Genomic DNA, 14,712 nt, shown 5'->3' on the forward strand with positions numbered 1-14,712 from the left:
CGGGGTCAGGGGCGGAGCCCCTGGGAACGGTGGAAGGGCGGGTAGGGGATCGGCTCCGCGCAGCGGGGTCGCCGTCAGCGGGACGCAGTCGGCTGGGCTTCGGTCGGGGACGGGGTGGCGGTCGAGCCGGTGATCAGGCGGGTCGCGCCCGAGCGGCGGTCGATGCGGAGGGCCAGCAGGGTCAGGGCGATCGCGGTGACGGTCATCGCCGCGCCGGCCCAGGCGGTGGCGGCGTAGCCGTAGCCCGCGTCGATGACCGTGCCGCCCAGCCACGGCCCGCCCGTGTTGCCGAGGTTGAACGCGGCCGTGGTCGTCGCCCCGGCCAGGGTCGGCGCGGCGCCGGCGACGTTGAACATGCGGGCGTTGAGCGCCGGGGCGGTGAAGAACGCCGAGACGCCGAGCAGGAAGGACAGGCCCACGGCCGCCACCTGCACGGAGGCCAGCAGGGCGAGGGCCGTGAGGAAGGCGGTGGAGGCGGTGATGCCCCAGATCATCACCCCGAACAGGCGGCCGTCGGCGATCCGCCCGCCGACGGTGGTCCCCACCAGCGCGCCGACGCCGAAGAGGGCCAGGACCCACGGCACCCACGCCGAGCCCAGTCCGGCCGTCTCGGTCAGCAGCGGCGACAGGTAGCTGAAGGCACAGAACACGCCGCCCGCGGCGAGGGCGGTGACGGCGACGGCGAGCCACACCTGGCGGTCCCCGTAGATGCCGAGCTCGCGGCGCAGGCGGGGCTTCTCGGCGGGCAGCGGGATCTTCGGGATGAGCGCCAGGATGCCCGCGAGGGCGATCGCGGAGGCGGCGCCGACCGACCAGAACGCGGAGCGCCAGCCGAACTGTTCGCCGAGGAAGGCGCCGGCGGGGACGCCGAGGACGTTCGCGATGGACAGCCCGCCGATCATGACGGACATGGCGCGGGCGCGCTGGTCGGTGCGGACCATGGCGATGGCGACGGCCGCGCCGACGGCCCAGAACCCGGCGCAGGCCAGGGCCGAGACCACGCGGGAGGCGAAGAGGAGCCCGTACGAGGGGGCCAGCGCGCCCGCCACCTGGCCGAGGCCGAAGAGGCTGATGAGCGCGATGAGGGTGGTGCGGCGCGGGAGGCGCAGGGTGGCGACGGCCAGCAGCGGCGCCCCGATGACCATGCCGATCGCGAAGGCGGATATCAGCAGGCCCGCCCGCGGGATGGAGACGTGCATGTCCTCGGCGATGGGCGGCAGGAGCCCGGACAGCATGAACTCGCTCGTGCCGAGCGCGAAGACGGACAGGCCGAGGACGTAGACGGCGACGGGCATGCGGGACGGGGCGTTCGCTGAGGTCGGGGACATGTTCCTGACGAACCGGAACGGGGCGGGCCGCATTCCCGGGCGGCAGCGGTGTATGTCAGGTCTCAGGTCAGGGCGGCGAGCTCCGTGGCGAGGTTGCGGCGGGCGGGGGCCTCCCAGTGGGCGGCCCCGTACGGGGTGCGGAAGAGGCGGGGCAGGGCGAGGAGCTGGCGCAGGACGGCGGCACGGCCGGCGCGGAAGGCCTCGTCGGGGACGAAGGCGTACTCGGCGCGGACGGCGGCGGCGTAGGCGGCGTACGCGGCGGGGTCGTCCGGGTGGTCCGGGTCGCCCGCGAGGACGGCGAGGTCGGCGTCGCAGAGGGCCTCGCCGTTGGTGTCGCCGGGGGCGGGGTCGTGGGTGACGGTCAGCCGGACCAGGCGGGGGGCGCTGCGCTCCTCGTTCTCGGAGCGGTCGGGGCGGTAGACGGCGTCGTGGAACCAGGCGGCGAGCTCGACGGCGGTGGGGTCGGCGGCGTGCGCGGCGAGTACGTCGACCCGTGCGAGGACGTCGGCGAGGTGGGCGGTGGTGTGGTACCGGCGCTGGGGCTCCGCCCAGGCGGCGAGGAGGCGGTCGGCGTAGGGGGCGGGGTCCCGGTCGGCCCCTGCCGCGGCGGCGGTGGCGGCCCAGCGTCGGCGCAGCCCGTCCGTGTCCGGGCCCGTGTGGGTGGTCATGCGGACATTCTGCGGGTGGCGTGATGGTGCTGGTGGAGGGTGGGCCGGGCCCCGTACCCTGGATATTGGACTAGACCTATTTTCCCTATGTTCCGAAGGATGGGATCACATGAGCAACCGTGCGCTCCTGGAGGTGATCGCCCTCGACGCGGAGGACGCGGTCGCCGCCCAGGCGGGTGGGGCGGACCGGCTGGAACTGGTCACCGACATGGCCGCCGACGGGCTCACCCCGTCGCGCGAGACCTTCGCGGCGATCCGCTCCTCGGTCGACATCCCCCTGCGCGTGATGCTCCGTCTGACGGACGGGTTCGCGGCGGGCGACGTCGCCGCGCTGGTCAGGACCGCGCGGGAGCTGCGGGCGGAGGGTGCGGAGGAGTTCGTCCTCGGGTTCCTGCACCCGGACGGCAGCCCCGACCTGGGGGCGGTCGAGGCGGTGCTCGCGGAGCTCGACGGCTGCCGCTGGACCTTCCACCGCGCCATCGACCGAGCGGCGGACCGGGACGGGCTGCGCAAGGCGCTGGCCGACCTGCCGGGCCTGGACACCTACCTGACGGCCGGCTCGGCGGCCGGGGTCCCGGACGGGCTGGGCGTCCTGATCGCGGAAGCCGCGGCGGGCCGGCGCGGCGAGCCGGGATACGGGCCGCGGATCCTCGTCGGCGGCGGGCTGGCCCTGTCTCACGTACCGGTGCTGAGGGAGGCCGGCATCGACGCCTTCCACATCGGCGGCGCGGCCCGCCCCTCCGGCTGGCGGAAGCATGGCTCGCACCCCGCCCTCCTGCCGTTCTCCGGGATGCCGGGACCGGTGTCCCGGAGAAGGGTGAGGGGCGGGGGGCGGGCGGTTGGGCGGTCGGTCAGGCGGTCCGGGTGAACGCGTGGAGGTGTTCGCCGAGGAAGGTGTGCAGTGTCCTGGCGGGGCGGCCGAGGACGGTCTCGACGGTGTTGTTGGGGGATTCCGGGCGGGCGATGGCCAGTTGCTGGATCTCCACCACGTGGTCGGCGAGCCAGGGCGGCATGTGTGCGTTGGTCAGGAGGTGGCCGTAGAACTCGCTGGGCGGCAGGTCGATGTAGCGGACGGGGCGGCAGGTCAGCTCGCTGAGCAGGCGGGCGAGTTCGGGGTGGCTGAAGGCCTGCGGGCCGGTCAGGGTGTAGGTGGCGCCGGCGAGGCCGGGGCGCAGGAGGGTCTCGGCGGCGACGTCGGCGATGTCGCGGACGTCGATGTAGTTGCAGGGTGCGTCGCCCATGGCTCCGATGAGTACGCCCCTGGCGATGGCGGGGGCGTTCAGGGGCAGCTTCTGCATGAAGGCGTAGGGCCGCAGGAGCGTGGCCGTCATTCCGGTGGTCGCCAGGTGTTCCTCGATCCGCCAGTGGCTGCGCGAGATGGCCACCGGTGAGGTGGGCTCGGCTGCGGGGGCGGAGAGTTTGACCACGTGCCGTACCCCTTGGTGGGCCGCGGCGTCTATCACGTTGGTCTCCAGCTCGGCTTGGAGCGGGCTGTTGGCCATGGCGAGGAACAACTGCGTGGAGCCCTCGAAGGCGTCGCGGAGCGTCCGGGGGTCTGCGGCGTCCGCACCGACGATCTCGACCGGGGTGTTCGTGCCGATGGTGGCGCGCAGGTTGTCGGGCGTGCGGCTGACGGCGCGGCAGGGGACTTCGAGTTCGATGAGCCGCTGGAGCAGGGCGCTGCCGGTGGCGCCGGTGGCGCCGACGATGGTGATCACTGTGTGCCTTTCGTGGGCGGGAAGGGGCTGGGTCAGGTCAGGTCTGTTGCCGGGACGCCGTGCCGTGCCAGCGCCAGGTGACGATGGTGGTGGCCAGGCCGGCCGACAGCGGCAGGTCGATCCGCAGCCGCTGCAGCCATCGGGCATCGGGTACCGGGGTGTGCGACGGCAGCCAGTCGGATACGAACCATCCGGCCAGGCCGGCGATCGCGACCGCTGTCACGGCGAGTCCGAGGGTGAGCACCGGTCGCGGCATCGCGGCCGTCCAGAGCCGGGGCCGGCCGCGGCGGTGCAGCCATGAGCCGACGATGCAGGCCACCAGGGCCGACGTGACCCCGATGGAGGTGAAGGCGGCCCTGGTCACTTCGGGCTGGCGGCTGAGGAATCCGCCGAGCCCGGCGGTGAGCGCGGGGGCCAGGTAGGCGGTCGCGACCTCCTTCCACAGGGTGAACGGACGGGTGGCGGAACCGCGCTGGGCGGTACTGGGAGGGGGGCTCATGCGACTCCTCGGAAGTAATTAGCAAGCTAACTATTTGATTAGGAGGCTAACTATTAGGGCGTGGGGAAGGGCGCCGCGCGGTCGAGGCGGCCGCCCCTGCGCGGCGGTGGTGCCGCGGCTATTCGGCGGTCAGTGCGCCGATCCGCTGGGTGATCCGCTCCAGGAGGTCGAGGAACAGCCCGCGTTCGTCGGCGGCCAGCCCGCCGACCAGCGCCTCAAGCCGTGCGAAGTGATCCGCCGCCATGTCGTGCAGCCGCCGGCTGCCGCGCGCCGTGAGCACGACCACCGCGCCACGCCCGTCCTCCGTCGAGGCGCGTCGGGCCACCAGGCCCTCTCGCTCCAGACCGGCGACCAGGCCGGTCACCGTGGCGCGCGAGACGCCGAGGCTCTTCGCGAGCTGCGACGGCGACTTCTCCCCGTCGCCGTCCTCGAGGTCCACCAGGAGGCGGTAGCGACCGGTCGACAGCCCGGACCGCGCGAAGTGCACCTCGGACGCCCGGTCCAGGCGCGCCCCGGCGGCCATCAGGCGCACCGCGACGAGCACCGCCTGCGGGTCGGCCTCAAGCCCGTACCGCGCGATCTGCTTACGCGCCTGATCGAGCGTGGGTGCAGCGCCGGGGTTCACGTCCTCGTGACTCATGGGAAGTAATATGGTGCCTAACCATCTGCCAGTCAAGTCCCCGATACCGGCGGCACGTTCGGACAGTTCGCCCTTGTGGGGTCGGATGTGGGGTCGGAGGTGGGGTCGGCGGTGGGGGCCCGCCGGCCGTGCCTCAGGCGGCCGAGAGGGCCGCCGGGAGGGGAGCGGCGTGGAGGGCCGTGAGGCCTGAGACGGCTCGGGTGAGGCAGACGTACAGGCGGCGCAGCCCGGTGCGCTCGTCCGGCTCGCCGTCCACCACCGCCGCCGGCTCGTCCAGCACGACGTAGTCGTACTCCAGGCCCTTGGCGAGGGACGCCGGAACCAGCGTCAGCCGGGACTCGGCCGTCGTCTCCTCGCCGGGCGACAGGTACGCCATCCCCGCCGCGTCCAGCGCCTCCGCCAGTACCGGGATCCGCGCGTCGGCCGCGATCAGACCCACCGAGCCCTCGTACGCGAGGAAGTCCCGGCAGGCGCCGATGACGTCCGCCACCAGCTCGTCCGGGGCCGACTCGGACACCGTCAGCGACCCAGGCGTCTCACGCACCGACGACACCGCCGCCAGCCCCGGCGAGATCTCCGGCAGCAGCCGCGACGCGTACGCGATCACCTCGCGCGGCACGCGGAAGCCCGCCGTCAGCTCCTCCAGCACCGCCTCCGGCTTGCCCAGGTGCGCCAGCGCCTCCGCCCAGCTGCGGGTGGCCCACGGGGTCGTGCCCTGCGCGAGGTCGCCCAGTACCGTCGCCGAGCCCGTCGTGCAGCGGCGTCCCACCGCCCGGTACTGCATCGGCGACAGGTCCTGCGCCTCGTCGACGACGACGTGCCCGAGCGAGTGCGTCCGCTCCACCAGGTCGGCGGCCTCGTCGATGAGGACGAGGTCCGCCGCCGACCACTTCGCCGACTTCACGCTCCGGAACGGCTTCGGCCACAGCAGCAGCTTCTGCTCGTCCTCCGTCAGGACCCCCTCGGCGTGCTCCGCCAGGAACTCCGGGTCCGACAGCAGCCGCAGGACCAGCTTCGCCGGTTCGACCAGCGGCCAGATCGCCTTGACGGCCGCCTTCACCGCCGCGTTGCGGGCCACCGCGTCCTGCACCCGGTCGTCGGGCGCCTCGCCCGCCTGCTCCATGCGGACGAGGACGGCGTGCGCGATCCGCTGCGGCAGCGCGTCGCGGGCGGCGCCGTAGCGGATGTCGCGGTTCTGGAGCTCGGTGACGATCTCCTCCAGCTCGTACGCGGGCACCCGCCAGCGGCGCGATCCGCGGACCACCATCAGCGGCTCGGCCGGCGCGGTGACGTGGGAGCGGACCGCGCGGCGCAGCACCTCCGCCATCCGGGCGTCGCCCTTGACCACGGCCGTCGCGGCGGTGTCGCTGCCGCGCACCTCCAGGCCCGGGCGGGCGACGAGGTCGTCCACGGTCGCCTGCTGCACCTCCAGCTCGCCCAGCGCGGGCAGGACCTGCTCGATGTAGTGCAGGAAGGAACGGTTCGGCCCGATGACGAGCGTGCCGGTGCGGGCGAGCCGCTCGCGGTGCGCGTACAGCAGGTACGCCACCCGGTGCAGGCCCACGGCCGTCTTCCCGGTGCCGGGGCCGCCCTGGACGCACACCGAGCCGGACAGGCCGGAGCGGACGATCTCGTCCTGCTCCGGCTGGATCGTGGCGACGATGTCGCGCATCGGGCCGACGCGGGGGCGTTCGATCTCCTGCTGGAGCAGCTTGCTGACGGCGGCGGCCTCGGCCGGGTCGGAGAGGTGCTCGTCCTCGTACGCGGTGAGGTCGCCGCCGGTGTAGCCGAAGCGGCGGCGCAGCGCGATGTCCTGCGGGTCGGCCTTCGAGGCGCGGTAGAAGGGCTGCGACACGGGCGCGCGCCAGTCGATGACCATCGGGTCGCCGTCGGCGTCGTGGACGTGGCGGCGGCCGATGTAGAACTGCTCGCCGCCCGCGCCCTCGGCGAGGTCGGCGCCCGGGGCGTGGAGGTAGTCGAGGCGGCCGAAGAACAGCGGGGTGTGGGACAGGTCGGCCAGCGCCTTGATGCGGTCGTCGATCTGCGCCTGGAGGACGACGGCGTTGACCCAGTTCGCGGTGACGTCGCGGATGTCGAGGGCCTCGACGTCCTCGCGCATCGCGCGCAGGGCGGCCCGGGAGGCGGCCAGGTGGGCGCGCTCGCGGCCGAGGAGGCCGGCGGTGTCGGCGGTGTCGGGGGTGCCGACGGGGGTGGTGGTGGCCGTGCCGGGTGCGGCGGTGTCGTCGGGCGTGGTGTCGGGGGCGTGCGCGGGCACGGGACTGCCTCCAGCGGCTTCGGTGCGGAACAGAAACCCACCGGTTTCCGTCCGGTGGGCGGCTCTCCCCGGTGCGGCGGCGGGAGGCGGCAAGAGCGGAGATTGTAGTCAGGGGGCGGGGCCGGCGCGAATGGATTTACGGGCCCCGGGGTCTGGGCGGCCGGTACACCCGTACGGGTGTCATACCCGGGGGTGTCAGACCTTCGGCAGAGGCCCAGGGAAAACCATGGGACGTGAGGAGGAGCCGGGGGCCTGTGAGATTGGCTCTCCAGACCGATGTGCGGAGCGGGGAGAAAACGCACCATGGATACATGAGCACCGCAACCCTCACCCCGATCCAGGGCGGCCGCCCTAGCGGCGCCACCGCCACCTCCTCCCACCACCCCCGCCACCGCGTCGGCGACGTCCTGCGCGCCGTGAAGGTCTTCGCGACCGCCGCCGTGAGCGTTGTCGTCCTCGGCGAGTACTCCGAGGACGCGGGCGTCATACGCCGCTGAGCGCGCCGCTGAGCGCGTCTGACCGCGCCGCTGACCTGCGGTCACGGTGCGTGGCCTGATCCCGGCGGGGGGCCCGCGTTGATCCACTAGGGTCACGCGCGTGACCCGCAGCCCCGATCCCGACCGCTCGCCGTCGCCCCTCGCCGGCATGCTGGTCACAGGGGCGCTGCTCACCCTCGGCGTGCTGTGCGTCGCCCTGCGCGTCCCGACCGCCGACGCCCTCCTCAGCGGGTTCTCCGCCGCCGACTGGCACCCGCCCGCCGGCTACCCGCCGTTCGCCGCGATCCTCTTCACCCCCGCCGCCTGGCTGCCCGCCGGCGTGCTCAAGGCCGTCCTCGTCCTCGGGAACGGCGGCCTGCTCGCCCTGCTGGTCCTGCTCTCCTGCCGGCTCGCGGGAGTACGCGCCCGGCCGGGTCCCGTCCTGGCCGCCACCATCGCCGGGCTGTGGCTGGAGCCGCTGTTCCAGAGCCCGCTGCCCGGCCAGATCAACCTGGCGCTGGCCTGCCTGGCCCTGTGGGACCTGGGCCGGCCGCGCGGCGCCCTCGGCAAGGGCTTCGCCCTGGGCACCGCCGCCGGGATCACCCTGACCCCGGCGGTGTTCATCCCGTACCTGCTGCTCACCGGACGGGTCCGGGCCGGCCTGACCGCCCTGGCCGGCTTCACCGGGACCGCCCTGCTCGGCGCCCTCGTCCTCCCCGAGGCCTCCGCCGACTTCTGGGCCCACCACCCGCCGACGGCCGACGGGGCCCCGCTGCTGCACTGGCAGCAGCTGTGGGTGTGGGCCGTCCCGCCGCTCACCGCCCTCGCGGTGAGGACGGCGGGCGCCCTCCGGGGCCGCCGCCACCGCGCGACGGAGGCCCCGGTCCCCGCCCCCGGGTCACCCCTGGGGCGGGAGGACGCGTGGGACGTGGGGGACGCGGGCCCGGTCAGTCACCGGCCAGCAGCTCGTCGGCGTCCATGATCCGGTACGCGTAGCCCTGCTCCGCCAGGAAGCGCTGGCGGTGGGCGGCGAAGTCCTGGTCGATCGTGTCCCGCGCCACGACCGAGTAGAACCGCGCCTCGTGCCCGTCCGCCTTCGGCCGCAGCACCCGGCCCAGGCGCTGAGCCTCCTCCTGCCGGGACCCGAAGGTGCCCGACACCTGGATGGCGACCGTGGCCTCGGGCAGGTCGATGGAGAAGTTCGCGACCTTCGACACCACCAGCACGTTGATCTCGCCCTCGCGGAAGGCGTCGAAGAGCTTCTCGCGCTGCGCGTTCGAGGTCTCGCCCTTGATCACGGGCGCGTCCAGGTGCTCGCCCAGCTCGTCCAGCTGGTCGATGTACTGCCCGATGACCAGCGTCTGCTCGCCCTTGTGCTTGCGCACCAGCGCCTCGGTGACCTTCCGCTTCGTCGCGGTCGTCGCGCAGAACCGGTACTTCTCCTCCGTCTCCGCCGTCGCGTACGCCAGCCGCTCCGACTCCGTGAGGTTCACCCGGACCTCGACGCAGTCGGCGGGCGCGATGTAGCCCTGCGCCTCGATCTCCTTCCACGGCGCGTCGAACCGCTTCGGCCCGATCAGCGAGAACACGTCCGACTCCCGGCCGTCCTCGCGCACCAGAGTCGCCGTCAGCCCCAGCCGGCGGCGGGCCTGCAGGTCGGCGGTGAACTTGAAGACGGGCGCCGGCAGCAGGTGCACCTCGTCGTAGAGGATCAGCCCCCAGTCCCGCGAGTCGAACAGCTCCAGGTGTGGATAAACGCCCTTCCGCTTCGTCGTGAGGACCTGGTACGTGGCGATCGTGACGGGCCGGATCTCCTTGCGCGTACCCGAGTACTCGCCGATCTCCTCCTCCGTCAGCGAGGTCCGCCTGACCAGCTCGTGCTTCCACTGCCGCGCGGAGACCGTGTTCGTCACCAGGATCAGCGTCGTCGCCTTGGCCTTCGCCATCGCCCCGGCCCCGACCAGCGTCTTGCCCGCACCACACGGCAGCACGACCACCCCGGACCCGCCGTGCCAGAACCCCTCGACCGCCTGCGCCTGGTACGGCCGCAGCGCCCAGCCGTTCTCCTCCAGCTCGATCGGGTGCGCCTCGCCGTCCACGTACCCGGCGAGGTCCTCGGCCGGCCAGCCCAGCTTGAGCAGCGTCTGCTTGATCTGCCCGCGCTCCGACGGGTGCACGGCCACCGTGTCGGCGTCGATCCGCGCCCCGACCAGCGGCGTGATCCGCTTCGACCGCAGGATCTCCTCCAGCACGGGCCGGTCCGTGCTGGTCAGCACCAGCCCGTGGACGGGGTGCTTGGAGAGGGTGAGCCGCCCGTAGCGGGCCATCGTCTCGGCCACGTCGACGAGGAGCGCGTGCGGGACGGGGTAGCGGGAGAACTCCACGAGCGCGTCGACGACCTGCTCGGCGTCGTGCCCGGCGGCCCGCGCGTTCCACAGCCCCAGCGGGGTGATCCGGTAGGTGTGGATGTGCTCGGGTGCCCGCTCCAGCTCGGCGAACGGGGCGATGGCCCGGCGCGCGGCACCGGCGAGCTCGTGGTCGACCTCCAGGAGGAGGGTTTTGTCGCTCTGGACGATGAGAGGCCCGTTCACGCCTGGTCCCTTTCCGGCGGGTGGCGGCCGCCCGGGCGCGGGCGGCCAAACCTCCAGTCTGCCGCATCCCGCCGCGGGCGCGGGGGTCCCGCCGGGCAGGCCGGGGAAAAGGCGCCGACGGCGGCCGCGCGAGGCGTGGCCCTCCACCGAGGGGACGGCCGGCTACGCGCCGAGGTGAGGCAGCGGCCCCGACGGGTACGGGGTCTCCACCGGGAGCAGGGCGCGGGCCGCCTCGGTGTCGCCGGCGCGCAGCAGGCCGTGGATCTCGCGGACCAGCGGGGTGACGTCGCGGATGGACACCGTCCACTCGTCGGCGTAGGCGCGCGACGCCGGGCCCGACAGGCCCAGCTGGAGGGACCGGTAGGGCAGCGGGTTCAGGTGCGGGTCGCGCTCGGGGTCCCACTGGACGCGGACCGGGGAGCGGGACAGGGTCTTCTTCCAGTCCGCGCGGTCGGCGTGCACCTTCGGCGCGTAGTGCGACAGGCAGGCCTCCGCGAGGGCCCCGTCGAAGCCCTCCCGGCTGATCTCCACGGCCAGCACGGTCTCCTGGCCCTCCTTCGTGGCCCAGCCGCAGCGGTACATCATCCACAGGAACGACGGCTTGATCCACGTCATCCGCTCCCGCTTCCAGGCGGGCGGGAAACGGCCGTCGCGGGCCGCCGGGAGGCCCAGGGCGGGGGAGTACGCCTGGTACACCGTCAGGGTGGTGGCGGTGTGGACGGCGCGGATCTGGCGCGTGGGGGTTTCCGGGGCTTCCTGCATGGGCCCAGGGTGCGGTCCCAGCACCCCCTCCCGCCAGGGGTTTTCCCCTACACCTGGTCCTCCGCCAGCTCCGCCACCCCCGTGATCCGGTGCAGGGCGTAGGTGCGCACCTCGTCCGCCGTGTGGTCGTAGCCGGTGACGAAGCCGCCCTCCACCCGCACCGGGGCGATGACCCGCTGGCTCGCCGCCCCCTCGGCGTTGACGTACCCGATCCACACCGCCGAACCGGTCAGCGCGGCCGCCTGCACCGTCGCCAGGGTCTCCGCCGCGCTCGTGCGGGGCAGCTCGCCCGGCGCCGGCGCGGCCGACTGCCCGGCCGGCTGCCCGGCCGGCTCCTTGCGGACCGCCGTCGCCGCCAGGTCGCCCGCCCGGATCGCCCGTACCGCCGCGCCCAGCAGCGTCGCGTCCGGCACCGGCGGCCCGTCCGGCACCGGCACCGGCGCCGTGCGCTCCGGCGTGCGGTACGCGGCCGCCCGCGCCACCAGCACATCACCCGTACGGGACTCCGCCGCCGGGGCGTAGCCCATGGCCCGCAGCCCGTCGAGCAGCGCGCCCGGCTCCGCCTGCGCCGCGAGCACCGTCGGCGCGAGGCGGCGCAGCCCCAGGCCCGCCGAGCGCTTGTCGGCCAGGATCTCGCCCAGCATCGCGTCGTCGTCGCAGCGCACGTACGAGGAGGCCGCGCCGACGCGCAGGTGCCCGTGCCGCCGGGCCACGTCGTCGATCAGGTACGCCAGCGGCTGCGGCACCGGGGTACGGCTGTGCTCGGCGAGGAAGGCGTGCAGGTCGGAGGCGGTCTGCCCGGAGTCCAGGGCCCGGCGCACCGAACCCGGGGTGAACCGGTACACCGTCGCCCCGCCCTTGGACTCCACGTCCGCCAGCACCGCCAGCACATCGCCGAGCGGCCGGCGCAGCGGTCCGGGCGCCACCGCCGTCAGGTCGGCCTGGCGCCAGCAGCGGCGCCGGGTCGCGGCCCTCCAGCAGGGCCCGGCCGAACGCGCTGAGCGCGCCCCGGCCGGTGACGCCCAGCACCTCGGCGTCGTGCAGGGTCCAGTGCGCGAGGCGGGCCCGCAGGTCGCTCGTACCGCGCTCCGGGCGCTCCCACGCGAGCCGCTCCAGCAGCGCGTCCGGGGCGGGCGAGCCGCCCTCGGGCAGGGCGGCGAGGAGTTCCAGGACCCGGCGGCGCACCTCCGGCGCGGGTGAGCGGTCCAGGTCGGGGCCGAGCGCCGCGAGGGTGCGGCCCTTGGTGTCCTGCTCGCCGACCATCCCGGCGGTGCGGGTGGCGGCCAGCCAGGCCGAGGCCAGCGCCGACCAGCGTTCGGCGGGCGGCAGTTCGCACCAGTCGTCGAAGGCGGGGGTCGGCGCGTACCGCTCGTCGGCCTCGCCGTCGCTGGCCAGCAGCCCGGCCGCGTAGGCGAGTTCGATCCAGAACGCGGCCGCCTGCTCGGTGGTGTCCAGGGCCGACGCCGTCCGCTTGAGGTCGCGTACGGCCAGCCCGCCCGCCCGCAGCACCAGCGGACCGGTGTGCTCCCAGGACTTCACCAGCTCCTCGACGGTGGCCAGCGCGGCCAGTGCCTGCCCGGCGGCGTTCGCGTCCACAAGCTGTGGACGGTGCTCGCGGTGCACGCCCACGGGCGGCGCGACCGGCTCAGTCCGCCGGTGCGCGAGCCCGCCGCGCAGGTGCAGGGCCACCTCGCGGGGCAGCACGACGGTGCGCGGCGAGGCCGGCAGCAGCAGCCCCCGGTCACGCAGCCAGCGCACGGGCGGCGCCGGGTTCGGGGTCACCTCCCCGTACGGCGGCCCCCACACCAGCCGCCCCAGCACCTGGTGCGCCTCCGCCGGGGCCTGGTCCAGCAGCGCCGACATCCGCTCCGGGTCGGTGAACAGCCCGGTCAGGGCCGCCACCGCCGAGACGGGGTCGTGGGTCGGGGGCAGCCCGGCGGCCGCGACGATCTCCTGGATCCGGGTCGGCGACATCCCGGCCGTGGCCTCGGCGACCGTCGGCCCCAGCCCGGTCGGGGAGGGACGCTGGGCGGAGGGGGCGAGCAGCTCCCGGGCGGTGCGGACCAGGCGCAGCCGGTCGTCGTCCCCCCACACCAGGGCCTGGTCGCGCAGGGTCCCCAGGGCCCGGGGGAGCGCGTCGCGGGCCGCACCGTCCTTGGCGTCCTCGCCGCCGGTGCCGGTGAGGAGCTCCTCCAGCACCGGGTACGGGCACGGGTCGGGGGCCACCGCGAGGGCCTCGGCCGTCTGGAGCGCGAACCGGTCGAGGCGGTCCAGCGCGCGGACGACGGAGGCCCGGGTGCCTGCGCGGGTGGCCAGCTGAGTGATGTCACCGGGCACCGGGTTCAGCAGGTCGGGGCGGGCGTGCAGCAACGCGGTGAGCGCCGCGTCGTCCCGGGCGCGGAGCGCCTCGGCGAGGGAACGCGGAGGGGGCGGGGTGGGGGAGGCGGTGCCGGCGGGCGGCTGTGCCGTCGTGCCCCGCGGGGCGTTCGTCGTGGCGCTTCCCTGTGGACTTCCCTCGGGCACGGTGCTCGCCTCCTGGTCACGTCGGCCGGTCGTCGGCCGGTCCCCATCCGGCCAACGGTATCCGTTGCGCCGACGGCCGCTCCACGCCCGCACGCGCTACCTTCTGGGGCGTGGGGATCGAGAGCGACCATCTGGTCTACGAATACCTGAGCCGGGTCGGGGACTTGGCGCAGCAGCGGCAGCTGCCGTCGGGGGACCGGATGCGGCTCCGGCTCGTGTCGGGGCTGCGCGACGAGATCGACCGGCGGCGCGCCCGGTTCGAGCCGGAGACGCCGGAGGCGGTGCGCGCCGTCCTGGAGCGGCTCGGCACGCCGGAGGAGGTCCTGGACGCGGTGGGCCGCCGGGCGGCGCAGGCCGGTGCGGGCCCGGTCGCCGATCCCGGTCGCGCCGCCGTCGCGCCGGTCTCGGTACCGCAGCAGCGCGGGAACCGGCGGCGCGCCGCAGCCCCCGCTCCGGAGCCGCGGAACGTGCCGCCGCACCTGGCGGGGCTGGACGAGCTCGGCGGATCGTCCTCGGACCACGGCGAACCCGACTGGTGGCGGCTGCCCGCCGCCGGACGCGGACCGCAGGTCGAGGGGTTCGCGGGCGGCATCGAGATCCCGGAGCTGCTCGGGCGGGACACGGAGGAGGAGCCCGCGACCGGCCCCGCCCCGGCCACGCCCCCGCAGGGCGCCGCCGCCGGCCTGCTCGGCTACCTCAAGCAGCGCCGGGAGCGGGGCAAGGAGCCGCAGCCACCGGCCCCCGGGGCGGCGGAGGCCGGGCCGGCCGCCAAGGTGCCGCGCCCGCGCCCGCACGGTTTCCTCCTGCTGGCGGCGGTGCTGCTGGGGGCGGGTGCGCTGACCGGGTACTGGCCGCTGCTCGGGGCGGGCGCGCTGGTGGCGTACGTGTCCCGGGTGCTCGGGCCGCGGGAGCGCAAGTGGGTGATCCTGGGCGTCCCGGCCGGGGTCTTCACCGCCGCGGTGCTGTGGCTGTGGGGGCGGAGCACGGGCCGCTGGGGCGAGCCCCTCCCGTCCGCGCAGCTGGGCCCGGCCTTCCAGGCGATGTGGCCCACCCTGGCCCGCACTGCGGGCGCCACCCTGGCGGCATACCTGGCCTGGCGGAGCCGACGGCGGTAGGGCCGCCCCCGCCCCGGCGGGGGGCGGGGGCGGTATCCCGGGGGCGGTATCCCGCGGGGCGGTGGCCGGACAGGGGGGGGGCGGTACCGGGAGCGTCGGGACTTCGGCGGGGCGGTC

General features: G+C 75.0%; 12 protein-coding genes and 1 pseudogene. 4 read left to right on the forward strand and 9 right to left on the reverse strand.

Annotation, left to right across the window (positions count from 1 at the left end; translation table 11 throughout):
• Nucleotides 1-74: 74 nt before the first annotated feature.
• Together VR44_RS17290 and VR44_RS17295 are read right to left on the reverse strand one after the other, a co-directional pair.
• On the reverse strand, nt 75-1,295 hold the full coding sequence (locus VR44_RS17290) for a Cmx/CmrA family chloramphenicol efflux MFS transporter (RefSeq protein ID WP_045948410.1): 1,221 nt from the start codon (nt 1,293-1,295) through the stop codon (nt 75-77).
• 95 nt (nt 1,296-1,390) lie between these two features.
• A complete protein-coding gene (locus VR44_RS17295) occupies nt 1,391-1,996 on the reverse strand; it encodes an HD domain-containing protein (protein ID WP_045948411.1) in 606 nt (201 codons plus the stop codon).
• A 109-nt stretch (nt 1,997-2,105) separates the two neighbouring features.
• Here VR44_RS17295 and VR44_RS17300 point away from each other — a divergent pair, with 109 nt between their 5' ends.
• Nucleotides 2,106-2,864: a copper homeostasis protein CutC gene (locus VR44_RS17300; protein ID WP_094191713.1), complete on the forward strand. Its 759-nt coding sequence runs from the start codon at nt 2,106-2,108 to the stop codon at nt 2,862-2,864.
• Here the strand turns inward: VR44_RS17300 and VR44_RS17305 are convergent.
• The 4 genes from VR44_RS17305 to VR44_RS17320 form a co-directional block, all read right to left on the reverse strand.
• A complete protein-coding gene (locus tag VR44_RS17305) occupies nt 2,848-3,714 on the reverse strand; it encodes an NmrA family NAD(P)-binding protein (protein WP_045948412.1) in 867 nt (288 codons plus the stop codon). The genes VR44_RS17300 and VR44_RS17305 overlap by 17 nt on opposite strands.
• A 37-nt stretch (nt 3,715-3,751) precedes the next feature.
• Nucleotides 3,752-4,213: a hypothetical protein gene (locus tag VR44_RS17310; protein ID WP_045948413.1), complete on the reverse strand. Its 462-nt coding sequence runs from the start codon at nt 4,211-4,213 to the stop codon at nt 3,752-3,754.
• A gap of 118 nt (nt 4,214-4,331) precedes the next feature.
• Nucleotides 4,332-4,853, reverse strand: a complete 522-nt coding sequence (locus VR44_RS17315; RefSeq protein WP_045948414.1) for a MarR family winged helix-turn-helix transcriptional regulator — start codon at nt 4,851-4,853, stop codon at nt 4,332-4,334.
• A 133-nt stretch (nt 4,854-4,986) separates the two neighbouring features.
• The gene (locus VR44_RS17320) at nt 4,987-6,972 is read right to left on the reverse strand and encodes a HelD family protein (RefSeq protein ID WP_385873988.1); all 1,986 of its coding nucleotides are present in this window, start codon (nt 6,970-6,972) and stop codon (nt 4,987-4,989) included.
• 467 nt (nt 6,973-7,439) lie between these two features.
• Here VR44_RS17320 and VR44_RS17325 point away from each other — a divergent pair, with 467 nt between their 5' ends.
• Together VR44_RS17325 and VR44_RS41280 are read left to right on the forward strand one after the other, a co-directional pair.
• On the forward strand, nt 7,440-7,625 hold the full coding sequence (locus VR44_RS17325) for a hypothetical protein (protein WP_045948415.1): 186 nt from the start codon (nt 7,440-7,442) through the stop codon (nt 7,623-7,625).
• A gap of 100 nt (nt 7,626-7,725) precedes the next feature.
• Nucleotides 7,726-8,586, forward strand: a complete 861-nt coding sequence (locus VR44_RS41280; RefSeq protein WP_052713658.1) for a glycosyltransferase 87 family protein — start codon at nt 7,726-7,728, stop codon at nt 8,584-8,586.
• On the opposite strand, the gene VR44_RS17335 is transcribed toward VR44_RS41280, so the two are convergent.
• The 3 genes and pseudogenes from VR44_RS17335 to VR44_RS17345 form a co-directional block, all read right to left on the reverse strand.
• On the reverse strand, nt 8,552-10,195 hold the full coding sequence (locus VR44_RS17335; RefSeq protein ID WP_045948416.1) for a DNA repair helicase XPB: 1,644 nt from the start codon (nt 10,193-10,195) through the stop codon (nt 8,552-8,554). The genes VR44_RS41280 and VR44_RS17335 overlap by 35 nt on opposite strands.
• 162 nt (nt 10,196-10,357) lie before the next feature.
• Nucleotides 10,358-10,957, reverse strand: a complete 600-nt coding sequence (locus tag VR44_RS17340; protein WP_045948417.1) for a DUF4291 domain-containing protein — start codon at nt 10,955-10,957, stop codon at nt 10,358-10,360.
• 47 nt (nt 10,958-11,004) lie between these two features.
• A pseudogene (locus tag VR44_RS17345) lies at nt 11,005-12,931 on the reverse strand (helicase-associated domain-containing protein).
• 659 nt (nt 12,932-13,590) lie between these two features.
• Between VR44_RS17345 and VR44_RS17350 the strand changes: the two are divergent.
• The gene (locus tag VR44_RS17350) at nt 13,591-14,595 is read left to right on the forward strand and encodes a hypothetical protein (RefSeq protein ID WP_045948418.1); all 1,005 of its coding nucleotides are present in this window, start codon (nt 13,591-13,593) and stop codon (nt 14,593-14,595) included.
• Nucleotides 14,596-14,712: the final 117 nt, after the last annotated feature.

The organism is Streptomyces katrae (assembly GCF_000966975.1).
Classification (GTDB): Bacteria; Actinomycetota; Actinomycetes; order Streptomycetales; family Streptomycetaceae; genus Streptomyces; species Streptomyces katrae.